Here is a 23,113-nt window from a genome sequence, read left to right as displayed (position 1 = left end):
CCCGTAAAGCGTGACCCCCGTTCTTCGGGGGATCCTCGCAACGGATAGACAAACACTCAGTGAACAACGCCATTAAAGGTGGAAGTCGCCCGCAGCCTCCGGCTGGTACAGCACTTTCCTGATCTCAATGCGGCGCGTGCGATCTGAAATTCGCCAGTTGATGGCGTCCCCCTCTTGATAACCCAGAATCGCGGCGCCGATGTCGGATGACACGGAATATTTGCCTGCGTCGCTGTCCGCGTCTTCAGGGTAGACCAAGGCCACTTCCATCTCTTCGCCATCCAGCTGCAGCAAGGCCCTGGAGTTCATCGTGACGACATTGCTCGCCACCTGCTGCGGGTTGACGACAACCGCGCGCTCTAACTCATGTTCGAGTTCCACAACAACTGGGCCTTGTTCCAGCGCGATTAGACTCTCGAGCCTGGCCTTGTCGATTTCAGTGATGTAGATCCGGGTGGCGTCGTCAACGGCCCCTTCGCGCAATAACTTAAGATAACGTCCCGCTGTCATGGAGAACGACTTCAAGGTCGGCGTTTCGCTCTCAAGCTTAAAGCCGCTGCGCAGAAAGGCTTTGAGTGAACGCGCGTTATCCGGATGAATCTTGGCGATGAGCTTCTTGGCTCGCATGTCGAGGAAGGCCATTTTCATGCCCTCGCGGATCGTGCGGGCGCCGAGGTTTCGGCCCCATTTTTCGCTGTCTCCAATGGCCAGAACGATCTCGCACTCAGAGCCGGTCTTGATTAATCGGACAAAGCCCACCGGGTCGTCATACCGGTCATAGGCCATAAAAAATCGGCCGCCCCGGTTGAACAGGTGGGTCAGGATCGGCAATTGAGTCCGGTCGATCGCGTGTTCGAGGGTGCGTGAGACATCACGCGAATCGCTCAGGTAGCAGGTGACACGTTCATCTTCCAACCAATCCATCAACGTCAGCGCGTGCGCCCGAGTTACTTCAGGGCACAGCGAAATGAAAGGCTTGTTCATCTTCACCACACGTATTTGTAAAGGATGAAAGCCTGTCATGGCGATGACCATGCTGGTTCTTTCGGCAACCGGCTATGTTAAGACATATCGTGAGTAATGCCGAATCGATCTAAGAACGTGAGCAATCATGCCTCGGGTTTGTGGGTGGTTCACGTCTGGAGACTTAACAGGGTGGAAAGCGGCCGCCTGTCCACGCTGCTATAAAAAACGCGTCACCCGTTGATTAACCTCTGTTCAGGCTATGCAAACTCACCCCTTTTCGCGCAAGGTGGTGTGCGGCCATGAATCGGACAAGGAACATTCGTTTCAGCACTTGGCCATTGTTTTGTTCCTCTGCAGAGGCCTCTTCATGTTCAAGCGTTTATCCAGACCCGCGCGCATCTGTCTCTTTTGTCTTTCAACCCTGGCCGCCTCTGTCGCCAGTGCCGCCGATACCCCTTATCCGGATGCGGCTGCCAGCGATCCTGCAAAAATGGGCTGGATGGTGGGGGCTCCGCCACCGCCTGACCGTATCATTCGCTTCGCTGATGGCAGTTATTTCAAGTTTCCGGCCATGCGCTGGAGCGTGTCCAACTTCCGCCAATTGATGCCGACCACTAACGTATCCCGTGGTTTGGGCGCTCCAGTACCGTTAGCACGTGCGTTGCGCACCGACATCGATCAACTGACGTTTATCCCGACTGGCAGCACAGAACCCATGACTTGGGAGCAATCACTGGCGGCCAACTACACCGACGGCATTGTTGTGTTGCATCGCGGCAAGGTGGTGTACGAACGGTATTTTGGTGTGTTGAACCCTGAAGGTGAGCACGCCGCCATGTCGGTGACCAAATCGGTGGTCGGGACAATGGGAGCGATGTTGGTGGCGGATGGCACATTGGATGCCAATAAAAAAATTGTCGATTACGTGCCTGAACTGGCCAACTCAGCGTTTGCCACGGCCACGCTGCGTCAGGTACTCGACATGACCACCGCGCTTAAATTCAGTGAAGACTACGCCGACCCCAAGGCGGAAGTCTGGCAGCACGCAATGGCCGGTAACCCGCTGCCCAAGCCGGCAGGCTACACCGGACCTCAAACCTACATGGAATACCTGCAAACGGTTCAACCTCTGGGCGAACATGGCAAAGCCTTTGGGTACAAGACCGTGAACTCTGATGTCTTGGGTTGGGTCATTGCCCGCGTAACGGGGCGCAATGTGGCGCAGTTGCTGTCGGAGAAAATCTGGCAACGTCTGGGGGCCGAGCAAGATGCCTACTTTACGGTGGACTCCATCGGTACACCGTTTGCCGGTGGCGGCTTCAATGCCGGGCTGCGAGACATGGCGAGGTTCGGCGAGTTAATGCGCAACGATGGTCAATATTTGGGGCAACAAATTGTCCCCAAAGCGGTGGTGGATGATATTCGGGCGGGTGGGGATAAAGCAGCCTTTGCCAAGGCAGGCTACGACCAACTTAAAGGTGGCAGCTACCGCAACATGTGGTGGGTGACGCATAACGCCGACGGTGCCTACATGGCTCGCGGCGTATATGGGCAGCGCATCTACATCGACCCTAAAGCTGAGATGGTGATTGTGCGTTTCGCCTCAAACCCCATTGCCAGTAATTCGGCCAATGACCCGGTGACCATTCCTGCGTTCGAAGCGTTGGCCAAACAGTTAATCGCTCACCCCTGATACTGCAAGGCGTGACTATCCGGTTTGCGCTTCGTTTTGAATGATTCAACGTCTGGGGCGGTGAAACTTAAAAAAGGTTTCATCCGCTCTAGATCAAACCTTCTGGCCCGTGAGCCTGACAGTTTCAGTTAATCGACTACCCTTATTTTTTGACGTCTGAAATGAGGGAGGACTACTGATGCTTGCGCAACTGCCACCAGCTTTACAGAATCTCAAAATTCCACTTCGCCTGAAGCTATGGGATGGTCTCGAATTCGACTTGGGCCCAACGCCCAGTGTCACGATCGTGGTTAAGGATCCAACCATCGTTTCAGAAATCACCCACCCCACGCTCGACTTGCTAGGCAGCGCTTTTGTAGAAGGGCGCCTGGAGCTGGCTGAAGGTTCTATCAGTGAAGTCATCCGGGTGTGCGATGAGCTCAGCCAGGCGCTATTGGTTGAGGACGATGACGCCACGCCCCCGCGCCAGCACCACGACAAGGCGACAGATGCCGAGTCGATTTCCTACCATTACGATGTGTCCAACGCGTTTTATCAGCTCTGGCTGGATCGCGACATGGTTTACTCCTGTGGGTATTTCGAGACGGGCGAAGAAAGTCTGGAGGAGGCGCAACAGGCAAAATTTCGTCACCTGTGCCGTAAGTTGCGACTTAAGCCGGGCGAATACCTGCTGGACGTTGGATGTGGTTGGGGCGGGCTTGCACGCTTCGCTGCCCGGGAGTTCGGGGTCAAAGTGTTCGGTATTACCTTGAGCAAGGAACAACTTGCCTTGGCTAAAGAGCGCGTTAAGGCGCAAGGCCTGCAAGATAAGGTCGACCTGCAACTGTTGGATTATCGGGATCTGCCTCAGGACGGACGTTTCGACAAGATTGTGAGCGTGGGCATGTTTGAACACGTCGGGCACGCCAACCTGCGAGAGTACTGCCAGATTTTGTTTAATGCCGTGCGTGAAGGCGGCTTGGTGATGAACCACGGTATTACCGCCAAGCACACCGACGGTCGTCAGGTGGGACGCGGGGCGGGCGAGTTCATCGAGCGCTATGTGTTTCCCAACGGGGAGTTGCCGCACCTGTCGATGATGAGTGCCGAGATCAGTGAAGCCGGGCTGGAAGTGGTCGACGTCGAAAGTTTACGCCTGCATTACGCGCGTACGCTGGAGCATTGGAGTCAGCGCCTGGAGCAGAACCTTGATGCCGCGGCCAACGAAGTACCCGAACAGATTTTGCGTATTTGGCGACTTTATCTGGCAGGTTGTGCTTATGCCTTTACCCGTGGCTGGATAAACATTCATCAGATTCTGGCCACCAAACCCCATGCGGATGGCTCAATTGAATTACCCCCAACACGTGCGGATATCTATCGCTGAGCGATGCATGGCCCTGAGATTTGATGAAAACCGTGCCACTGAGTGACACGGTTTTTTTTATAGAACGGGCGAAACCAGGCGCGCAATGCGCATCCCCAGTTGCTGTAAATGGTGGGTGCTTTTGATGTCGTCTTCGGTGATTTCCCGAGCCAGTGCGAAGTCGTCATGCAGCATGTGTTCGACTTCTCGGGCAAAGGATTCATCGACCGTCAATAACATCACTTCAAAGTTGAGACGGAACGAACGGTTATCCATATTGGCGCTGCCGATGGCGCTGATTTCGTTGTCGACCAACACGACCTTTTGATGGACGAACCCTGGCTGATAACGGAATATTTTTACCCCGGCCCGGACCGCTTCGAAGGCATACAGACTTGAAGCGGCGTACACAATTTTGTGATCCGGGCGCGAGGGAATCAGAATCCGTACATCTACCCCGCGCAACACGGCGAGTCTAAGAGCCGAAAATACAGCCTCGTCGGGTACGAAGTAGGGCGTCGTAATCCATACGCGTTCGTTAGCAGCATGGATGGCTTCGACGAAAAACAACGAGCAGGTTTCGTATGAGTCGGCAGGGCCACTGGCCAAAAACTGACACAGCACGCCACCCTCCGGGTAGGTCTGAGGCAAGATGAGGGGCGGCAACTTACGGGCCGCCCAGAACCAGTCTTCTGCAAATGACTCTTGCAAGCAGGCCACCACGGGGCCACTTACTTCCACGTGGGTATCGCGCCATGGGGACAAGGGAGGCTTGGCGCCCAAGTATTCATCCCCGACGTTATGCCCGCCGACGAACCCTTTAACCCCATCGACCACGACGACTTTACGGTGGTTGCGAAAGTTGACCTGGAAGCGACTGATCCAGCCCCCGCGTGTCGCGAAAGCCTTTGCCTGAACACCGCCAGCTCCCAGGGTTTCAGCATAACTCCCGGGCAAGGAGTGGCTGCCGATGCTGTCGTATAGCAAATACACCTGTACGCCTTGGGCGGCTTTTTCCAGCAACAAGGCGTGCAGTTTCTTGCCCAGGTCGTCGTCATGGACGATAAAAAACTGAACGAGCACCACCTCTTTGGCAGCTCGAATGGCGGCAAAAATGGCATCGAAGGTGGCGGTGCCATTAATCAGCAACCGTACTTGATTGTTGGCAAGGCAGGGCATGCGTCCTAACTTCGGCATTGCGCGCAGCGAGGTATACGCTTTTGAATTACGGGCTGCCAGTGCCTCTTCTACCCAAGGTCTCCAGTCCAGATTGGCAATGGCTTCACGCATTTCCTGGTTGGCCTGTCGACGCGCCTTGATGTAATCGTCAAACGTACTGCGCCCAAAAATCAAATAAGGAATCAGGGTGAAGTAGGGGATGAAGAACAACGACATGGCCCAGGCAATTGCACCTTGAGCGGTTCTCACGGTTAATACCGCATGCACCGCGGCAATCAAACCCAGGGTGTGGATCAATAAAATCAGATAACCGAAAACGTGCGGGCCGAGATAATCCATGCGTATCCTTGCTCCTCAATGTTTAACGCCAAGTACGTAAAAGACCACGTTCTGGTATGAATGTCCCTAATTGTTTGCTGATGCAACACCCGCTGTTTTGTGACGTCTAACGCTGACTTATCAATAGGAGCTGCTTGATGAATGTTCGTTTGCTTGGGCTTGTCATGGCCTTTGGTTTATCGATCCCTGTGGCTCAAGCCCAAATGTTGCAACCCGGTCTGTGGGAGCTGACGTCGAGCAATATGCAGGTGGACGGTAATCAACTCCCCGATTTTCAAATGATGATGGGTCAACTCAAAACCATGCTGACCCCTGAGCAATTGGCTCAACTGGAGAAGCAAGGCATCAACATGGGCGGTAAAGGTGTTCGGGTATGCCTGACCCCTGAACAGGTGAAATCCGATTCCATCCCCCTGACTGATCCCCAGTCGGGATGTCAGCAGCAGATCACTGAGCGTAGTGGAAATCAGTGGAAGTTTCGCTTTAGTTGTCCAAAAGCTCAGGGGGCAGGTGTGGCCACTTTTGCCAGTGATCGTGAATTCACGACCCATGTTACGGGCACCTTCAATGCCACAGGCCTTAAGCAAACGGGGAGCATGGATTCCCAGGCTGTCTGGTTGGGTGCTGATTGTGGAACCGTAAAACCTCGCGCCTAAAGCGATATGCCGCGCGCTGCACCGTCAGCGCGCGGTTAACACTGCAATGCTCATCTACGCCAATTCCAACGACTCTTCGCTACAGCATCATGGCTGTGCAAACTCTCTGCATGCACCACCTTCAGATTGAAACCTTTCACCGTTGAAGTGGACTTCAGTGCCACATGCAACCGACGCACTGCATCCTCGCAAAACATCAAATTCTGTCCATTGGCTAACGCGAAGGCTTGCTCGTCCTCGCGTTTCACAGCGGTTTGTACGGTGGTGCCCAGTGCCTTTTCGGCCTTATCAATGACGTGCTCAATAGGGAAATTGTCTCCGTCTTCGCGGATGTGCATTTGCAAGTGAGCTGTGCTTCTCTGGCTATGGGGGGTCGCTACAATCCCTCGCGTACTGCCGAGCCACGCTAAAACCTCGGCGTGCTGAAGTGTTTTATTTGCGTAGTCATCGACAAATTTCTGCTGGATGAGTTGTCGTGCCAAGGCTGCTGAGCAGGGGCACGTTGATGAATATTCCACTTCAACATTTAGTTCCACGTGGAACATTCCGTTTTCCAGGGATGCTTTTATTTCCACGGGATAACTCTTCCAACCACTCAATGGGCTGATCAATGCCGGCCGCTTCAAGAGCATTTGAGTGTTGAGATTCAGGTAGGCGCACGTGGACAAATCGTCATGCGAGTCTAAAAAACGCTGCAAAATTTTCTTCAAAAGTGCGGGGTTCACGGCCTGCGAATCTAAAACTTCGAGCGCTAAAAATAAGCGTGACATGTGAATTCCGCGCGCTTCGCCATCATCGAGGCTGACCCCCGCATCGGCTGTCGCTGCTAAGCGTTGCCCATTAATGACAACTGGCAGCGCAATGCCGCACATGCCGACCCAATCCAAGGGAATGTCGTGAAGCGCAGTTTGTGAGGCAATGTCAGGCAAAGTGAGAGAGGTCATGTGTGTTTTCCATTACGGGAATGTGTTTGTGTTACACAGTAACAAATATGGCTTTGTATTGTTATAGTGTATCAATTGCGTCGCTTGCGTCGGTCGCTCTCACAAGCGGGCGTTTTGACCTGCTCACCCTGATGAGGAATCACCATGCCCAAACGTCTTCCCGTAACAGTGCTGTCAGGTTTTCTCGGTGCAGGCAAAAGCACCCTGTTGAATCACATCTTGCGCAATCGTGACGATTTGCGCGTGGCCGTCATCGTCAATGACATGAGTGAGATAAATATCGATGGAGCTGAGGTTCAGCGCGATGTCACCCTGAACCGTGCGGAAGAAAAATTGGTGGAACTGAGCAATGGGTGTATCTGCTGCACCTTGCGCGAAGACCTTTTAGAGGAGGTCAGCAAATTGGCCAAGGAAGGCCGCTTTGATTATTTATTGATCGAATCCACCGGTATTTCTGAGCCTTTGCCTGTCGCTGAAACATTCACCTTTCGAGATGACGCGGGTCAAAGCCTGGCGGATATCGCACGTCTGGATACCATGGTGACGGTCGTGGATGGGCTTAACTTTCTGCGCGATTTTCAGGCCGCCGAGCAGTTGGCGGCTCGCGGTGAAACCCTGGGAGAAGACGACGAGCGCTCAATCACCGACTTGCTGATCGAACAGGTCGAATTTGCAGACGTCATTTTGATCAGCAAGATAGATCTCATCAGCCGGGCCGAACGTGAAGAACTAAAGGCCATTCTTCAGCGACTCAACGCAGAAGCAGAAATTCTCCCAATGGTGATGGGAGAAATTGCGCTGAAAAAAATCCTCGATACCCGCCGCTTCGACTTTGAGCGTGCTGCCCAGTCGCCGGGCTGGTTGAAGGAAATGCGCGGGGAACATGTACCTGAAACCCAGGAGTACGGCATCGCTTCGACGGTCTATCGTGCGGTTCGGCCTTTTCACCCTGAGCGTTTTTTTAACGTTATCGACCGGCCCTGGACCAACGGTAAATTGCTGCGCTCCAAAGGTTTTTTCTGGCTGGCGAGCAAGTACCAGGAGGCCGGTAGCTGGTCTCAGGCAGGGGGCTTGATGCGGTATGGATACGCGGGCCGCTGGTGGCGTTTTGTACCCCAGAATCAATGGCCTGAAGATGCAGAAACTCGCGCCGAAATCTTTAAAAAATGGCTTCCTGAGACAGCAGATTGTCGTCAGGAATTGGTGTTTATCGGTCAGCACATCGACTTCAACGCACTCACCGTCGAACTAGATGCCTGCTTGCTGACCGATGCTGAAGTCGCAATGGGCCCTGAAGCCTGGCTACAGCTAAGCGACCCGTTTGGCGACTGGTACAGCGAGGTGGCCGCGTGATGAAGGCTGACGCACGCCTTATTCAACATGCGCAGGGGAAAGCCCCGCAGGTGTTGACGCGCATCCACGAGGAAGGCGTAAACATGGCCGTGTGGCAACGCGCATTGCCGGTCCATATCGCAGACTTCTGTGCGCTGTTGTTGTCACTCGATGAACCCCTGGCGCAAGCCTTGAGCTTCGAATTACCCGATGAAAATACGCCGCCCAATCTGCAAGGGCTGGCGCAGCGATTCTGCGACCTGGAAGGCTATACGGGCTTCATGGCAGATGTTTGCTGGCTAGTCAGTGCCTATGCGTGCCTGCTTGGGGCCAAGCGTGTTGGGCTGCGCCTCAGAGCCCTGGATAAAGCCATGTGTCCGCGCTTTCATGTGGACCATGTGCCCGTACGACTGGTGACGACTTATGCCGGGCCGGGCAGCGAGTGGGTAGAAGAAGGCGTGATGGATCGTCAGCATTTAGGCAATGATCAGGCTGAGGGCCCCGACAGGACGTTCATTCAGCAGATGAGCGCGGGAGACGTCGCGCTGCTTAAAGGCGAAAAGTGGCAGGGCAATCAGGGGGCGGGTTTGATCCATCGTTCACCGGCATTGAAAACCGGGGAGCGACGGCTGATTTTGACCCTCGACTGGCTCGCCTGAGGCATATTGCAGCCTTGGATTCCTAAAGAAGCGGGCGATGATGTTGCACAACATTCCTACTCATGTGATCGCCGGGCCGCTCGGTGCAGGTAAAACCAGTCTGATTCAGCACCTGATGGCACAGAAGCCTGCACACGAGCGCTGGGCGGTTTTGGTGAATGAGTTCGGGCAAATCGGTCTCGACGCGGCCTTGATGAGTTCGGCAGATGATCAAATCGCGATCGCTGAAGTGGCGGGCGGGTGCGTGTGTTGCGTGAACGGCGCGCCTTTTCAAATTGGCTTGAGCCGCCTTTTGCGCAAGGCAAAACCTGACCGCCTGTTCATCGAACCCTCTGGCCTTGGCCATCCTGCGCGCATCCTCCAGCAGTTAAGCGTGACGCCCTGGCTGGGTGTTTTGGCGTTACAACCCTGCGTCATGGTCTTGGATACCGAAGCGCTCGCTCAGGGAAAACCCTTGCCGCAAAGCCAGCGCGAAGCCCTGGAAATGGCCGGTTTATTGGTCATGAATAAATCTAATAGTGTGGAAAAAGAGCAACGTGAGCAGATTGCATCATGCCTGCCAAAGTGCCCTCTGCTATGGACCGAACAGGGCTACATCCCGCTAAATACGCTGCCTGTAGCCACTATTAGCGATATTCATGCTGTGGGTAACTCATTGATTTATAAGGATTTTAATTCAATGGGCAGCATTTTTTCCGGGCCTGAGACGCCCATTATTGTGTTCAGTCAGCAGCCAGAAGGGTGGAGTGCCGGCTGGAAATGGCATCCCTCGCGCCAGTTTGATCTGCAAGCGCTGAACCGATGGCTTGAAGGCCTGAATTGGCTGCGTGCAAAGCTGGTTGTTCATGGATCTGCGGGCTGGATGTCCTCAAATTCGCTGAAAAATCGGCTGGAACCCTGGAAAAACGCTGAATGGCGCAAAGATTCACGTATTGAACTGATCTTCGACGCCCCGCAGGACCTGAATACCCTGACAGAAGGCCTGCAACAATGCCTTTCGCACTGAATTTCCTCTGAAAAGTGCCAATCTGTACTGGTAAAGTTGTCCTACAATCCGTGCTGATTGCGAAAAAGTTGAGCTGAAAATATCCACTGGAAAGCGTCTATTTAGGGGGTTTCAGGCGGTTTTAGTGCAATCTGCAAGAAAGTTATCCACAGGCCGACTAAAACGCGCAGAGAAGGCTGCCGCGTCCCAGGAGAGGATCAAGTTTCTCCTGGGTTCGGCACTATTGGCGGGGTTTGGTGTGTTGCTGGCGCCATTGGCTGAGTTCGATGACTTGAGCGCTGGGGATATCGCGTTGTTCAGGCTCTGGCTCAGCCTTGAACGGGTAGGGGGCCAGTTCAATTTTGGCGCTGTGGGCTCCAAATTGAGTGATGGTGCCCGCATGGCGCTGATCACCGGTGACGGTGAATTCAAAGTTATACACACGGGCCAGGCGGCGATTGCCCTTGGCGTCCGGGATAAAGGCGATTTTCTTCAGGGCCACGTTTTCATCGAGTAACTCGATGTCGAGTTTGTTGCAGTGCTGTTTGACGCGCTCCAACGCCCGCTCGCGCATGCCGTGGTTGTGCCACAGCCAGGCAGCGCCTGTTGCCAATAACATCAGCACAAACATATTTCCAAGGGTCAGCATCACATGTGCTCCAACAGAGTGGGCTCAGCTTAACTGCGTCTTCAGCCTGTCGTACAGGTTGCTTTTCGTCGCATACTGCGTGGCTTGAATCCACACGCAGTCTGGAAGCCGGCATGAAACGTACGCCTCACTTACTCGCCATCCAATCCCACGTGGTTTTCGGCCATGCCGGCAACAGCGCGGCCGTTTTTCCCATGCAGCGCGTGGGCGTCAATGTATGGCCTTTGAATACCGTGCAGTTCTCAAACCACACTCAGTATGGCCAATGGGCTGGCGAAGTGCTGGCCCCGGACCAAATTCCGGCGTTGGTTGACGGGATTGCCGCCATCGGTGAGCTGGGCAACTGCGACGCCGTGTTATCCGGCTATTTGGGCAGCGCTGCGCAAGGGCGAGCCATTCTCAGTGGGGTCGCGCGGATCAAGGCCGTTAACCCCAACGCGCTGTACCTGTGCGACCCGGTCATGGGGCACCCGGAGAAAGGCTGCATTGTGCCGTACGAAGTCAGTGATTTTCTGCTGAATGAAGCGGCCGCCGTGGCCGACTTTCTGTGCCCCAACCAGTTGGAGCTGGACAGCTTCTGTGGTCGTCACCCGCAGTCGCTGTTCGATTGCCTGGCGATGGCGCGCAGCCTGTTGGCACGCGGCCCCAAGGCCGTTCTGGTCAAGCACTTGTCCTACCCTGGCAAGCCGGAAGAAAGTTTCGAAATGCTGCTGGTCACCCCTGAAGGCAATTGGCACCTGCGCCGCCCATTACTGGCGTTTCCCCGTCAGCCCGTCGGTGTGGGCGACTTGACGTCCGGCTTGTTCCTGGCGCGGGTATTGCTGGGAGATAGCCTGGTCGCCGCGTTCGAATTTGCCGCTTCGGCCGTGCATGAAGTGCTGCTGGAAACCCAGGCGTGCACCAGCTACGAACTGCAACTGGTGCGTGCCCAGGACCGCATTGCTCACCCGCGAGTGCGGTTTGAGGCGATGCCGATCCACCTGTAAACCCCGTTTGCTGGCGATAAAACCTTCCCGGTCATTCAAAAATGACGGAATGGGCTGAATCGCCAGCACGCATGCTCCTACAGGAGCGGCTGAGGTTTACAGCGTTTCGTCTTTCAATTCCTGATAGCGTTTTTCCAGTTCCTGTCGGATCTGACGACGCTGTTTACCCTGGATAAAGCGACGTTTGTCTTCGCTGTTAACGGGCTGTAAAGGCGGTACAGCCGCCGGCTTGCGATCATCGTCCACCGCCACCATGGTGAAGAAGCAGCTGTTGGTGTGACGCACGGAGCGCTCACGGATGTTTTCAGTGACGACCTTGATCCCCACTTCCATCGACGTGGTGCCGGTGTAGTTGACCGAGGCCAGAAAGGTCACCAGCTCACCGACATGCACCGGCTCGCGAAAAATAACCTGATCGACTGACAGGGTCACGACATAGCGCCCGGCATAGCGGCTAGCACAGGCGTAGGCGACTTCGTCGAGGTACTTGAGCAGGGTTCCGCCGTGAACATTGCCAGAAAAATTGGCCATGTCCGGGGTCATCAAGACCGTCATCGACAGTTGGGCGTTTCCGGGTTCCATAGCAGCAGGCTCGCGGTAATGTTGCAGCAGTGAAAAAGGTATCTCTGTGGATACTTTTCGCGTTTTTGAAAGCTTCAACAACGGGACGCTGCCGCACGGGCTGCCGTCACGCTCTGGCGCACATGTTTCCACATATTGCGCTGCCTTTCTGCGGTAAATCCCGGTGTTAACCTGCAAACGCCCGTTTGCCGGGTATTTCCTACACTTCAAGCGTCCGCTACGCACAGAGTAATCCTCTGTGTCTGTCGTTTTGTTTCTGGACAGCACTCACACAAGGAGGCGACACGTCATGCATGCCATCAGTTTTATTCAGGATCTGGCAGTCATCATGCTGGTCGCAGGTGTGGTGACCATTCTATTTCACCGTTTCAAGCAGCCCGTGGTCTTGGGGTACATCGTGGCGGGTTTCATCATTGGCCCGCATACGCCACCGTTTGGCCTGATTCACGACGAACAGACCATCAAAACCCTGGCGGAGTTGGGGGTGATATTCCTGATGTTCTGCCTGGGGCTTGAGTTCAGCCTGCGCAAACTGTTCAAAGTGGGCGCCACGGCGTTTATCGCGGCGTTCATGGAAATCACCCTGATGATCTGGATCGGCTACGAGATTGGCCGCTGGTTCGACTGGAACACCATGGACGCGTTGTTCCTCGGCGCCATCTTGGCTATCTCGTCGACCACGATCATCGTCAAGGCGCTGAACGACCTGAAAATGAAAAACGAACGATTCGCACAGCTGATTTTTGGCGTGCTGATCGTCGAGGACATTTTGGGCATCGGGATTATTGCCCTGCTTTCCAGCATCGCCGTCAGTGGCAGCGTGAGCCCGGAAGAGGTGTTCTCGACCGTCGGCAAACTCTCGTTGTTCATGATCGTGGCGTTGGTCATTGGCATTTTGCTGGTACCCCGGGTACTAGCTTATGTAGCCCGGTTTGAAAGCAATGAGATGCTGCTGATTACCGTGCTGGGGCTGTGTTTTGGTTTCTGTCTGCTCGTGGTCAAGCTGGAGTACAGCATGGTGCTGGGGGCGTTTTTGATCGGCGCAATCATGGCCGAATCCCGGCAGCTGCTGAAAATCGAAAGGCTGATCGAGCCAGTGCGTGACCTCTTCAGTGCGATCTTTTTCGTCGCCATCGGCTTGATGCTCGATCCTGCCATCTTGTGGGAATACGCTCTGCCGATAGTCGTCATTACCTGTGCGGTGGTACTGGGCAAGATGTTGTCCTGTGGCTTGGGTGCGTTTATCGCAGGCAATGATGGACGAACCTCGCTGAGAGTCGGGATGGGGCTCTCTCAGATCGGAGAGTTTTCATTCATCATCGCGGCACTGGGCATGACCTTGCAGGTCACCAGCAGCTTCCTGTACCCCGTAGCGGTCGCTGTATCGGTGCTGACCACCCTGATGACCCCGTATTTGATTCGCGCCGCTGATCCGCTCTCGCTCAAGCTGGCGCAGATCATGCCCAACCGGGTGTCGCGCGTATTCGGACTCTATGGCGAATGGCTGAGCAGTATTCAGCCCCAGGGCGAAGGGGCACGGTTGGCGGCGATGATTCGCAAGATCTTGCTGCAAGTGGGTGTCAATCTGGCTCTGGTGATGGCCATTTTCTTTGCCGGGGGGTATTTCGCCCCTCGCATTGCGGTGTATTTGCAGGGGTGGGTGATGAAATCGAGCTGGCAGCACGGCTTGATCTGGGGCGCCGCGTTATTGCTGTCGTTGCCGTTTCTGATCGCGGCGTATCGCAAACTCAAGGCACTGTCGATGCTCTTGGCAGAGATGGGGGTTAAACCCGAGATGGCGGGGCGGCACACACAGCGCGTCCGTCGCGTGATTGCTGAAGTGATCCCGATTCTGTCGTTGCTGGTGATCTTCTTGCTGCTGTCAGCCTTGTCCGCCAGCATCTTGCCGACCAATGAACTGCTGATCGTGATTGCGGTGGTTGCAGCCGGGGTCGCGGCGGTGTTGTGGCGCTGGTTCGTGCGCATTCACACGCGCATGCAAGTGGCCTTGCTGGAAACCCTCGACAACCACAAGGATGTGGGCCACTAGCGGCCTGGTTTATCTTCTGCAGGAGCGAGCTTGCCTCGTGATGGGTATGGTGCTCAGCCCCTCTCGCGCACGCTCACTCCTGCAAAGCAGCTGGCGGGTGTATCAGCTTTCCAGCCAGACATCCCGTGCCCAGTGCCAGACCGATTCCCATGTCTCTTCGGTAACCAGCTCTTCTTCGGCGGACCACAGCACGACCGTGCCGTCTTCCTCGACGCAGTAGTAGTCGTCGCCGTCCTGACAGATAGGGATCAGGCTGCGGTCAACGCCCGCATCCCATGCATTGGCCGCGACGTCAGGCAGGTAGGTATGCGATTGCGGGTCGGTCACAGTGACCGGCTCCAGGCTGCCATACACCACGTCGCTGACTGTCAGCAAAAACTCTCGGAAAACAAAGGGAATATCGATGAACAGCTGTTCTTCGATTTCCACCAGCAAATCTTCGTCAGGCAGTTCCAGAGGAACCGGGACGGGTTCATTTGCCTCACGCAATTGTTCAATGATCTCTTCCACGACCTCAATCCTCATACTCTAATGGCGCGGTTTTATATGACGCGCTTTATACAGTAGCTCGTTATAAGTGCAATCGTGAAATGCAAAGCCCCGGACAAGTCCGGGGCTTTGGTTACAACCTGTTAAGCGAAATCGATCAGCCGTTCTGACGGATACCGGCTACAAGCCAAGGCTGGTTTTCACCTTGAACGCGTTCCATGTTCCAGCTTTCGCTGAAGGCTTCACCCTGATCAAAACGCGAGGTTTTGGAGAGGCCGCTGAACGTCAGTGTGGCGATGGTTTTATCGGCGCGATCGTCCAGGCCGTCCAGCTGAACGGTCAGGTTGTCGATGTACGTCGAGTTGAAGCCATCACCCAGATCAGCGCGCTCGCGCTTGAGGAATTCAAGCATTTGCGGAGTGACGAACTCAGCGATCTTGTCCATTTCATTAGCGTCCCAATGCTGTTGCAAGGACTGGAAATGGTTGCGCGCGGCTTCCAGGAAGCTCTGCTCGTTGAACCAGGCGGGCGCGTTGATGACCGGGCGTGGCGCCGCGGCAGAAGAACCGCCACCGAAGATCGACGCAGTGGCTGGCTTGGCGTCGAACGCTTCGCGCTGCATCGGTGCGTGACCCGCCGGGGCCAGGTCAGCTTGTTGCTTGCGACGACGCGCGGCGATGAAGCGGAAGATCACAAACGCAATGACCGCCATGATCAGGATGTCGAAGATCTGCATGCCCTGGAAGCCGTCGCCCATGAACATGGAAGCCAACAGGCCGCCGGCAGCGATACCGGCCAGAGGGCCAAGCCAGCGTGAAGCACCACCGGCCTTGGCAGCTGCGCCAGCAGCGGCAGGGGCTGCGGCTGGAGAGGCAGGAGCGGCTTGGCGAGTCTGGTGGCTAGGCGCCGAACCAAAACTTTTGCCGCCGCCGAAGCGCTTGGCATTTGCGTCGAGACTCATCGTCAAACCGATGCACAACGCCATGGCGATGCTAAGAAAACGTTTCATAAAGGGAATTCCCATTTGTGGATGACACGCGCGCCATGGTGCACAGGTGAGGTGTGACTGGCTAGCGGTGAAGTGTTTCGGGTTTTTGCCTAATTTAGAGTAAGACGTTTCTTTGTATTCTGTAGTTCACGTTGAAAAGACACGATTGTCGACTCAGTTGGACCCACGGTACGGCGTCTCTAGCGCTTGAGCGCCAGCATCACCACGCCCGCCGTGATCAAGCCGATTCCGCCCCATTGCCGCAGGTCGAGTTTTTCGCCCAGCAGCAGTACACCGATGATCGCCACCAGTACCACGCTGAGCTTGTCCACCGGTGCGACGAGTGACGCGGGCCCCAGTTTCAAGGCGCGGAAGTAGCAAAGCCAGGATGCCCCGGTCGCCAACCCCGACAACGCTAAAAACAGGTAACTGCGTAGGGAGATCGAACTCAGCGGTTGATACTGGCCTGTGGCGTAAAGAATCAGCGCCAGGCTGGCCAGCACCACTGCGGTACGCAACAACGTCGCGAAGTCGGAATTGACGTGTTCGATTCCGACCTTGGCAAAGATCGCCGTCAGCGCAGCGAACGTGGCTGACAACAGGGCCCAGAATGTCCAGGAAGAAAAAAAGCCTGAGCCCATGTTGCCTACCTTATCGTCCGATGGCTGTCGGGTTGCTGTCAGACCGCCTCAAGTTTGGCGTAGCCCATCATCAGCCACTTGCTGCCTTCAGAGAAGTTGACCTGCACCCGCGCCTGCGCACCGGCGCCCTCGAAGTTGAGGATCACACCTTCACCGAATACCGCATGCTTGACCATCTGACCCAGTTTGAATTCGGTTTCCGGAATCTCCGAACCCCCAAACAGGGTGCTGGCGCTCTGCTGTTGACCGCCGCCGAAAGGGCGGCTGACGCTGTTGGACAAACGCACTTCCTGAATCAGCCCTTTTGGTACTTCGCGTACGAAGCGTGAAACCTTGTTGTAGGTCTCACTACCGTAAAGACGTCGGGTCTCAGCATAGGTCATCACCAGGTTCTGCATGGCCCGTGTGATGCCCACGTACGCCAGTCGGCGCTCCTCCTCAAGACGGCCGGGCTCTTCAAGGCTCATCTTGTGCGGGAACAGGCCTTCTTCCATGCCCACCAGGAATACGTAGGGGAATTCCAGCCCTTTGGCGCTGTGCAGGGTCATCAACTGGATGCCGTCTTCGTGCTCTTGCGCCTGGGTGTCGCCGGCCTCCAGCGACGCATGGCCGAGGAATGCGGCCAACGGTGTCAGTTCTTCGTCTTCTTCCGTGTTCTCGAAGTTGCGCGCGGCGCTGACCAGTTCCTCAAGGTTTTCTACCCGGGCCTGGCCTTTCTCACCTTTTTCAGCCTGGTGGTAGGCAATCAGCCCGCTTTGCTCGATCACGGTCTGGGTCATCAGATGCAAAGGCATCTCCATGACTTTTGCCGCGAGGCTTTCGATCAATTCGACAAAACCGGCAATGGCACCCGACGCACGGCCGGGCAGCGCTTTATTGGCGATCAGCTGGCGCATGGCTTCCCACATCGACACATCATTGTGACGTGCGTGTTCACGAATCGCTTCGACGGTTTTTTCGCCAATACCGCGAGCCGGGACGTTAATCACCCGCTCCAGTGCAGCATCATTCCCACGGCCTTCAAGCAAACGCAGGTAGGCCATGGCGTTCTTGATCTCGGCGCGTTCGAAGAAGCGCTGGCCGCCATAAATTCGATAAGGAATGCGTTCGCGCAACAACGCCTCTTCCAATACCCGTGACTGGGCGTTGGAGCGATACAAAATGGCGATGTCGTTGTGCGCCAGCCCGGTTTTCAGCGCGCTTTCGATGGTTTCAACCACGTAGCGGGCTTCATCGTGCTCGTTGAATGCCGCGTACAGATTGATCGCTTCGCCATCGCCGCCGTCGGTCCACAGCTCTTTACCCATGCGCCCGGTGTTATTGGCAATCAGCGCGTTGGCGGCCTTGAGGATGCCCGCCGTGGAGCGATAGTTTTGCTCCAGACGAATGGTTTCGGCGTCGGGGAAGTTTGTGGAGTACTGGTAGATGTTCTCAATTTTGGCGCCGCGCCAGCCGTAGATCGACTGATCGTCATCGCCGACCACCATCAAGCTGTCGCCACCCTTGGCCAGCAAGCGCAACCAGGCGTATTGAACGGCGTTGGTGTCCTGGAACTCGTCCACGAGAATGTGCCGGAAACGCTTTTGATAGTGCGCCAGCAGGCCCGGGTTATCGCGCCACAGATCGAGCGCACGCAACAGCAACTCGGAGAAGTCGATCACACCTGCGCGCTGGCACGCGGCCTCATAGGCCTCATAAATGCTGCGCATGGTGGCCAGGAACAAATCGCCGCTGGCCTGAATATGTTGCGGACGCAGGCCTTCGTCTTTTTGACCGTTGATAAACCACTGCGCCTGACGCACTGGCCAACGCTGTTCGTCCAGCCCCAGTTCCCGAATCACACGCTTGACCAAGCGTTGCTGGTCGTCGCTGTCGAGGATCTGGAAGGTCTGGCTCAGCCCGGCTTCTTGCCAGTGAGCCCGCAGCAGGCGATGCGCCAGCCCGTGGAACGTCCCGACCCACATGCCGGCCGGGTTGATCCCCATGAGCTGTTCGATGCGATGACGCATCTCGGCAGCGGCCTTGTTGGTGAACGTCACCGACAGGACGGAGTGGGGTGAGGCGTTCTCGACCTGGATCAACCAGGCGATACGGTGCACCAGCACACGGGTTTTGCCGGAACCTGCGCCGGCCAGGACCAACTGACGCCCGACACTGGCCGTGACGGCCTGACGTTGGGCATCGTTGAGGGAATTCAATAAGAGAGAGAGATCTTCGCGCATCGGGGCATTCTAGGGTGCTGGCTCAAACCGGGCAAACGCCAATCCTGTTCCCGCGGGCCGTCTGTCGCAGCTTCGGCACACGTCTTTGAAAAGGCAGGCCGCGCATCTGTTAATTGCGTGGCGTTATTTCGTCTTTTTAATGACGTGTCTCAGTTTGGTCGTGAGCATTGCTTGTGTATGCTCGGGCGACTTTTTTGGCTCATCCACTGATAAGAATATTGCCAATGATTCAGGGTCTTAGTGCGTCGGGTGTGTTGATCGGCACCGGGCTCGGTTTTTTTCTGACTGTGCTGGGGGTTGCCGGCTGGCAAGTCAATCAGCGCCGTCGTGGGAAATCTCAATCTTTGCCGACACTGCCAGAGGCGCAGTCCCCGGCTGCGGAGCGTTTACGCGAGGCTGAGCAGCGACGCCTGGCGGCCACCGTCTTTGAAGCGGCCAGCGAGGGCATTGTGATCCTCGACCCGGATTACCGCATGTTGGCGGTGAATCAGGCATTCAGTCGATTCAGCGGTTATGCGGTCGAAGAACTGGTCGGCCGCCGCGTGAGCGAGCTGGCGTGCAGCCGCGATGCGCTGCGCCACTTCCCGGTCATCCAGCCTGTTTTGGAGCAGCAGGACCGCTGGCAGGGTGAGTTGGTTGAAACGCGCAAAACCGGCGAGTTGTACCCGCAGTGGCTGCAATTGAAAGTGGTGCGTGATGATGACGGGCACATCAGTCATATCGTGGCGTTTGTCAGTGACCTGTCGGCGCGGCGCCGCTCCGAAGCCCGTGTTCGCCACCTTACCCACTTCGATGAACTGACCGGGCTGGCCAATCGCCTGTTGTTCAAAGAGCGGCTTGAAGAGGCCAATCAACGGGCTCGCCAAGGCGCGCGTAACCTTGCCCTGCTGTACATCAACCTGGATCGATTCAAGCTGTTGAACGACAGTCTTGGATCAGAACTGGCCGATCAGGTCCTGCACAAAGTCGCCAGACGCCTGACCAAAGCGCTGCCTGAAGCCGACACCATCGCGCGGTTGTCAGGGGATGAGTTCGCGGTGTTGTTCGACTCCTACGCCAGCCTGACCAGTCTGGCGCGGGTCGCGACGCGGCTGCTGGCCAAGCTGGGCCGGCCGCTTATGATTGAGGGCCATGAACTGGTCATCAGCGCGTCCATGGGGATCAGCCTGCTGCCCGACAGTGCGCGGGACATCGCCACGCTGGTCAGTCAGTCGAATCAGGCCATGCTCCAGGCCAAGCACTTGGGCGGCGGCAGTTTTCAATTCTTCAGCCACAGCTTGCAGCACAGCACCCTGGAGCGCTTACAGCTGGAAAACCAATTGCGCAAAGCGATTGCCGAACAGCAACTGACCGTCTTCTATCAACCCAAGATGTGCCTGGCGACGGGCCGTATGAACGGAGCCGAAGCACTTGTGCGCTGGGATCACCCCCAGTTGGGCAGCGTGCCGCCGGGCGATTTCATCGGCCTGGCCGAAGAGACCGGGCTGATCGGGCCCATCGGTGAGTTTGTGTTGCGCGAGGCGTGTCGGCAGGCCTGCCAATGGCAGCGCGAAGGGCTGGCGCCGATACGGGTGTCGGTCAATTTATCGGTGCACCAATTACGGCAGGGCAAGCTGGTCAGTCTGGTGCGTCAGGTGCTCGAAGAATCCGGGCTGGCGCCGCAGTATCTGGAGCTTGAATTGACGGAAAGCCAGCTGCTCGACAGCGTTGAGTCCATTATTTCGACCTTTGAGCAGTTGCATCAGTTGGGCGTCAAACTGGCGATTGACGACTTTGGCACCGGGTATTCCTCCCTCAGTTACCTCAAACGGTTTGCCGTGGACTACGTCAAAATCGACCAGACCTTCATTCGTGGCGTAGGGCGCTGCGCTGAAGACGAAGCCATCACCAAGGCAATCATTGCGATGGCTCATAGCCTTGAATTAATGGTTGTGGCAGAAGGCGTGGAAGAAGACGTGCAACTGGCTTTTCTCAAGGCGCAACAATGCGACGAAGTGCAGGGGTATTTGATCAGTCGTCCGATTAACGCGGCCGCTTTGGGCGATTTATTGCGCAGCGATGTAGTCTTTTTGTAGTGCTCAAAATGGCTACATAGAGCGCGGGCGGCCTGAATAGGGGAGGAAGCCGCGGTTTTAGTCGTGGATTGGTTGGGCAGAAAACGAATTCTTGTAGTATAACTACAAGATTGCTACATCCCGGCCATCCAACCCTTTCAGACCGAGTCCTGCCCTTTGAACTTGCTGCAACATATCGCCCAGTCACGCCACTTGTTACGTAAATCGGAACTCAAGGTCGCCGATCACGTGCTGCTTGATCCTGCGGCTGTAATGCACAGTTCCATGGCCGACCTTGCCCACAGCGTGGGTATCAGTGAGCCCACCATCGTGCGCTTTTGCCGGGCGATTGGTTGTTCGGGGTTTCAGGACCTGAAACTCAAGCTGGCGCAAAGCCTTGCGGCGGGTGCCAGCTTTGGCCAGTTCGCCATCCACGAAGACGACTCGGTCGCTGACTACAGCCTGAAAATTTTCGACACCACACTCCACACCCTGATGGACGTGCGCGAAAAACTCGACCCAGTCGCTTTGCAGCGCGCTGTGACAGCGATGTCTCAGGCCCAGCGCGTCGAGTTTTATGGCTTTGGTGCGTCGGGTGCCGTGGCGGCGGATGCTCAGCACAAGTTTTTCCGTTTGTTACTGACGGCAGCGGCGTACTCCGACCCACACATGCAGGCGATGTCGGCTGTCACGTTGAAGCCCACTGACGTGGCGATTTGCATTTCCCAGTCCGGGCGCTCCAAGGACCTGTTGATTACCGCCAACCTGGTGCGTGAAAGCGGTGCGACATTGATCACCTTGTGCCCGAGCCAAACGCCGCTGGCGGAACTGGCGACCGTCAACCTGGCGATTGATGTGCACGAAGACACCGAAATCTATACGCCGCTGACCTCGCGCATTGCGCACCTGGTGGTGATCGATGTGCTGGCCATGGGCGTGGCCATGGCGCGCGGCCCGAGCCTGGTCAACCACCTGAAAAGCGTCAAACGCAGCTTGCGCAGCCTGCGCCTGTCGCCTAAATCGCTGAAAAACATAGAAGACTAACAGCCCCTGGCGCTCTCCCTTCTCAACAGGGAGAGCGGGCGCACCCAGCGCGTTTCACGCATCTGTCATCTCGACTTCCCTAATTCGTCATAAATCGGGTCCATCGTAAAGCTCCCGTACACGCCTTGGGAGACTCGAAATGGCTCAGCCTTACGAAGAACGCAACAGCGCCGTCAAAACCCGCCGCCAACAGGAAGATCAGCGCCGCATGGCCTTCCGACGTGCGATTGAAGACCATACGGACCAGCGCCAATTGCGCCTGGAAACAGCCGACTACCCGGACCTGAGCGCCATCAATTATTGGCAAGCCTCGTCGGCAAGTGGCCGTCGAAGCGCTCAACCAACGCGCTGATTTGCAGACGCTCGCTGCGGATAAACCCCAGAAATGCATGCGCCACCGGTGACAGGCGCTTGGCTTTGGCCTGCACCACGCACCAACTGCGGTACAGCGGCAACTCCTCGACAGGCAGCTCGCGCAGCAAGCCTGTCGCCAACTCCAGGCTGACGGCGTGGCGCGTTAACAGCGCCACGCCCAGCCCGGCCACGGCGCACTCACGCTGGGCATCGGTCGAGGCCACCTCCAGCGTTTGATTGAAGTGCACGCGCTTCTCCTTGAAATACTCCTCACACGCCCTGCGCGTGCCCGACCCTTGCTCGCGCATTAACAGCGTGAAGGGTTCCAGGTCCTGCAAATGCAAGGTTTCGCGCTGGCTCAGCGGGTGGTCGGGCGGGGCGACGGCCACGATCGGGTTATTCAAAAACGGCAAAAATTCCAGCCCCATGTCCAGCGGCACCATCGACATGATCACCAGATCATCGCGGTTGTCCGACAGCCTGCGCACTGCTTGTGCGCGGTTGACGACCGTGAGCTGCAAATTCACTTCCGGGTGCTGGCGCTTGAACGCCGCGAACAGGTGTGGCACGAAATACTTCGCGCTGGATTCCACCGCCAATTTCAGTTGACCTTGCAGCGAACCGAGCATGTCGGACAACTGCATATCTAGGTTTTCCAGGCGGCCAAAAATATCGCGACTGGCGCGCTGAAGCGCTTCAGCGGCTTCGGTCATGTACAGTTTTTTGCCCACATAATCGAACAACGGCTGCCCGATCAGCTCTTCTAACTGACGAATTTGTAGACTTACGGCGGGTTGCGTCAGCGACATTTCTTCTGCCGCACGGCTGTAAGAACGCAGGTCACACACTTCATTGAACACTTGAAGTTGTCGAAAAGTGATACGCATCAATGACTTACGCATTTTTGACGTTTATTCCGAGCGCAGGGGGTGGGCTGACTATAAGTCGTTACTTAT

At 56.2% G+C, this 23,113-nt stretch carries 20 protein-coding genes and 1 pseudogene; 11 read left to right on the top strand and 10 right to left on the bottom strand.

The genetic code is table 11. The features are described 5' to 3' along the window. Window positions 1-72: 72 nt before the first annotated feature. Window positions 73-1,035: a bifunctional GNAT family N-acetyltransferase/nucleoside diphosphate kinase regulator gene (locus BKD70_RS02310; RefSeq protein ID WP_047279022.1), complete on the bottom strand. Its 963-nt coding sequence runs from the start codon at window positions 1,033-1,035 to the stop codon at window positions 73-75. Between the two features lie 298 nt (window positions 1,036-1,333). On the opposite strand from BKD70_RS02310, the gene BKD70_RS02305 reads away from it, so the two are divergent. Beyond that, window positions 1,334-2,659, top strand: coding sequence for a serine hydrolase (locus BKD70_RS02305; protein ID WP_047279219.1), 1,326 nt, complete (start codon window positions 1,334-1,336; stop codon window positions 2,657-2,659). A 178-nt stretch (window positions 2,660-2,837) separates the two neighbouring features. Continuing rightward, complete coding sequence (gene cfaB, locus BKD70_RS02300; protein WP_047279024.1) at window positions 2,838-4,025, top strand: C17 cyclopropane fatty acid synthase CfaB; 1,188 nt, start codon at window positions 2,838-2,840, stop codon at window positions 4,023-4,025. A gap of 57 nt (window positions 4,026-4,082) precedes the next feature. Here cfaB and cls read toward each other — a convergent pair whose 3' ends face one another. Continuing rightward, window positions 4,083-5,522: a cardiolipin synthase gene (cls, locus tag BKD70_RS02295; RefSeq protein WP_047279026.1), complete on the bottom strand. Its 1,440-nt coding sequence runs from the start codon at window positions 5,520-5,522 to the stop codon at window positions 4,083-4,085. A gap of 137 nt (window positions 5,523-5,659) precedes the next feature. On the opposite strand from cls, the gene BKD70_RS02290 reads away from it, so the two are divergent. Next, window positions 5,660-6,178 carry a DUF3617 domain-containing protein gene (locus tag BKD70_RS02290; protein WP_047279029.1) on the top strand — a complete coding sequence of 173 codons (519 nt, stop codon included), beginning with the start codon at window positions 5,660-5,662 and terminating at the stop codon, window positions 6,176-6,178. Between the two features lie 50 nt (window positions 6,179-6,228). On the opposite strand, the gene folE2 is transcribed toward BKD70_RS02290, so the two are convergent. After that, entirely contained in the window at window positions 6,229-7,122 is an 894-nt protein-coding gene (gene folE2, locus BKD70_RS02285; protein ID WP_047279031.1) for a GTP cyclohydrolase FolE2, read from the bottom strand. A 144-nt stretch (window positions 7,123-7,266) separates the two neighbouring features. Here folE2 and zigA point away from each other — a divergent pair, with 144 nt between their 5' ends. From zigA to BKD70_RS02270, 3 genes are read left to right on the top strand one after another with little or no spacing between them, the layout of a single operon-like run. Continuing rightward, the gene (gene zigA / locus BKD70_RS02280) at window positions 7,267-8,475 is read left to right on the top strand and encodes a zinc metallochaperone GTPase ZigA (RefSeq protein WP_047279033.1); all 1,209 of its coding nucleotides are present in this window, start codon (window positions 7,267-7,269) and stop codon (window positions 8,473-8,475) included. Next, window positions 8,475-9,113: a DUF1826 domain-containing protein gene (locus BKD70_RS02275; RefSeq protein WP_047279034.1), complete on the top strand. Its 639-nt coding sequence runs from the start codon at window positions 8,475-8,477 to the stop codon at window positions 9,111-9,113. Before zigA ends, BKD70_RS02275 begins: the two co-directional genes overlap by 1 nt. Before the next feature lie 40 nt (window positions 9,114-9,153). Further along, entirely contained in the window at window positions 9,154-10,119 is a 966-nt protein-coding gene (locus tag BKD70_RS02270) for a GTP-binding protein (protein WP_047279221.1), read from the top strand. 220 nt (window positions 10,120-10,339) lie between these two features. Here BKD70_RS02270 and BKD70_RS02265 read toward each other — a convergent pair whose 3' ends face one another. Beyond that, window positions 10,340-10,747, bottom strand: coding sequence for a DUF3301 domain-containing protein (locus tag BKD70_RS02265; protein ID WP_047279036.1), 408 nt, complete (start codon window positions 10,745-10,747; stop codon window positions 10,340-10,342). 113 nt (window positions 10,748-10,860) lie between these two features. Between BKD70_RS02265 and pdxY the strand changes: the two genes are divergently transcribed. Continuing rightward, window positions 10,861-11,733, top strand: coding sequence for a pyridoxal kinase PdxY (gene pdxY / locus BKD70_RS02260; protein WP_047279037.1), 873 nt, complete (start codon window positions 10,861-10,863; stop codon window positions 11,731-11,733). 96 nt (window positions 11,734-11,829) lie between these two features. Here pdxY and BKD70_RS02255 read toward each other — a convergent pair whose 3' ends face one another. Continuing rightward, window positions 11,830-12,315: an acyl-CoA thioesterase gene (locus tag BKD70_RS02255; RefSeq protein ID WP_047279223.1), complete on the bottom strand. Its 486-nt coding sequence runs from the start codon at window positions 12,313-12,315 to the stop codon at window positions 11,830-11,832. A gap of 289 nt (window positions 12,316-12,604) precedes the next feature. Here BKD70_RS02255 and BKD70_RS02250 point away from each other — a divergent pair, with 289 nt between their 5' ends. Continuing rightward, window positions 12,605-14,365: a cation:proton antiporter gene (locus BKD70_RS02250; RefSeq protein ID WP_047279039.1), complete on the top strand. Its 1,761-nt coding sequence runs from the start codon at window positions 12,605-12,607 to the stop codon at window positions 14,363-14,365. Between the two features lie 102 nt (window positions 14,366-14,467). On the opposite strand, the gene BKD70_RS02245 is transcribed toward BKD70_RS02250, so the two are convergent. From BKD70_RS02245 to uvrD, 4 genes are all read right to left on the bottom strand, one after another. Next, on the bottom strand, window positions 14,468-14,875 hold the full coding sequence (locus BKD70_RS02245) for an SMI1/KNR4 family protein (RefSeq protein ID WP_014720555.1): 408 nt from the start codon (window positions 14,873-14,875) through the stop codon (window positions 14,468-14,470). Window positions 14,876-15,011: 136 nt separating this feature from the next. Continuing rightward, entirely contained in the window at window positions 15,012-15,863 is an 852-nt protein-coding gene (locus BKD70_RS02240; RefSeq protein ID WP_047279043.1) for a Tim44 domain-containing protein, read from the bottom strand. A gap of 179 nt (window positions 15,864-16,042) precedes the next feature. Beyond that, window positions 16,043-16,483 (bottom strand): EamA family transporter, encoded by a 441-nt coding sequence (locus BKD70_RS02235; protein WP_047279045.1) that lies wholly within the window; start codon window positions 16,481-16,483, stop codon window positions 16,043-16,045. Between the two features lie 38 nt (window positions 16,484-16,521). Next, window positions 16,522-18,705 carry a DNA helicase II gene (gene uvrD, locus BKD70_RS02230; RefSeq protein ID WP_047279047.1) on the bottom strand — a complete coding sequence of 728 codons (2,184 nt, stop codon included), beginning with the start codon at window positions 18,703-18,705 and terminating at the stop codon, window positions 16,522-16,524. A 398-nt stretch (window positions 18,706-19,103) separates the two neighbouring features. Between uvrD and BKD70_RS02225 the strand changes: the two are divergent. The 3 genes and pseudogenes from BKD70_RS02225 to BKD70_RS24040 form a co-directional block, all read left to right on the top strand. After that, a pseudogene (locus BKD70_RS02225) lies at window positions 19,104-20,780 on the top strand (putative bifunctional diguanylate cyclase/phosphodiesterase); the annotation flags it as partial. A 156-nt stretch (window positions 20,781-20,936) separates the two neighbouring features. Then, the gene (gene hexR, locus BKD70_RS02220; RefSeq protein ID WP_047279049.1) at window positions 20,937-21,803 is read left to right on the top strand and encodes a transcriptional regulator HexR; all 867 of its coding nucleotides are present in this window, start codon (window positions 20,937-20,939) and stop codon (window positions 21,801-21,803) included. Window positions 21,804-21,942: 139 nt separating this feature from the next. Then, window positions 21,943-22,155: a PA3496 family putative envelope integrity protein gene (locus BKD70_RS24040; protein ID WP_047279051.1), complete on the top strand. Its 213-nt coding sequence runs from the start codon at window positions 21,943-21,945 to the stop codon at window positions 22,153-22,155. Here BKD70_RS24040 and BKD70_RS02215 read toward each other — a convergent pair. Then, window positions 22,097-23,059 (bottom strand): LysR family transcriptional regulator, encoded by a 963-nt coding sequence (locus BKD70_RS02215; protein ID WP_047279053.1) that lies wholly within the window; start codon window positions 23,057-23,059, stop codon window positions 22,097-22,099. The genes BKD70_RS24040 and BKD70_RS02215 overlap by 59 nt on opposite strands. Between the last annotated feature and the right edge of the window lie 54 nt (window positions 23,060-23,113).

The organism is Pseudomonas sp. BS-2016, assembly GCF_001806145.1.
GTDB lineage: Bacteria > Pseudomonadota > Gammaproteobacteria > Pseudomonadales > Pseudomonadaceae > Aquipseudomonas > Aquipseudomonas lundensis.
This window is presented reverse-complemented; position numbering and strand designations above follow the sequence as displayed.

What these genes read in the sequence shown, in the direction of transcription:
- uvrD (WP_047279047.1), bottom strand. Translation starts at nt 18,705, where the DNA reads ATGCGCGAAGATCTCTCTCTCTTATTGAATTCCCTCAACGATGCCCAA.
- folE2 (WP_047279031.1), bottom strand. Translation starts at nt 7,122, where the DNA reads ATGACCTCTCTCACTTTGCCTGACATTGCCTCACAAACTGCGCTTCAC.
- BKD70_RS02250 (WP_047279039.1), top strand. Translation starts at nt 12,605, where the DNA reads ATGCATGCCATCAGTTTTATTCAGGATCTGGCAGTCATCATGCTGGTC.
- BKD70_RS24040 (WP_047279051.1), top strand. Translation starts at nt 21,943, where the DNA reads ATGGCTCAGCCTTACGAAGAACGCAACAGCGCCGTCAAAACCCGCCGC.
- BKD70_RS02275 (WP_047279034.1), top strand. Translation starts at nt 8,475, where the DNA reads ATGAAGGCTGACGCACGCCTTATTCAACATGCGCAGGGGAAAGCCCCG.
- zigA (WP_047279033.1), top strand. Translation starts at nt 7,267, where the DNA reads ATGCCCAAACGTCTTCCCGTAACAGTGCTGTCAGGTTTTCTCGGTGCA.
- BKD70_RS02270 (WP_047279221.1), top strand. Translation starts at nt 9,154, where the DNA reads ATGTTGCACAACATTCCTACTCATGTGATCGCCGGGCCGCTCGGTGCA.
- BKD70_RS02310 (WP_047279022.1), bottom strand. Translation starts at nt 1,035, where the DNA reads ATGGTCATCGCCATGACAGGCTTTCATCCTTTACAAATACGTGTGGTG.
- cls (WP_047279026.1), bottom strand. Translation starts at nt 5,522, where the DNA reads ATGGATTATCTCGGCCCGCACGTTTTCGGTTATCTGATTTTATTGATC.
- BKD70_RS02240 (WP_047279043.1), bottom strand. Translation starts at nt 15,863, where the DNA reads ATGAAACGTTTTCTTAGCATCGCCATGGCGTTGTGCATCGGTTTGACG.
- BKD70_RS02290 (WP_047279029.1), top strand. Translation starts at nt 5,660, where the DNA reads ATGAATGTTCGTTTGCTTGGGCTTGTCATGGCCTTTGGTTTATCGATC.
- pdxY (WP_047279037.1), top strand. Translation starts at nt 10,861, where the DNA reads ATGAAACGTACGCCTCACTTACTCGCCATCCAATCCCACGTGGTTTTC.
- BKD70_RS02305 (WP_047279219.1), top strand. Translation starts at nt 1,334, where the DNA reads ATGTTCAAGCGTTTATCCAGACCCGCGCGCATCTGTCTCTTTTGTCTT.
- BKD70_RS02255 (WP_047279223.1), bottom strand. Translation starts at nt 12,315, where the DNA reads ATGGAACCCGGAAACGCCCAACTGTCGATGACGGTCTTGATGACCCCG.
- BKD70_RS02215 (WP_047279053.1), bottom strand. Translation starts at nt 23,059, where the DNA reads ATGCGTAAGTCATTGATGCGTATCACTTTTCGACAACTTCAAGTGTTC.
- cfaB (WP_047279024.1), top strand. Translation starts at nt 2,838, where the DNA reads ATGCTTGCGCAACTGCCACCAGCTTTACAGAATCTCAAAATTCCACTT.
- BKD70_RS02265 (WP_047279036.1), bottom strand. Translation starts at nt 10,747, where the DNA reads ATGCTGACCCTTGGAAATATGTTTGTGCTGATGTTATTGGCAACAGGC.
- BKD70_RS02235 (WP_047279045.1), bottom strand. Translation starts at nt 16,483, where the DNA reads ATGGGCTCAGGCTTTTTTTCTTCCTGGACATTCTGGGCCCTGTTGTCA.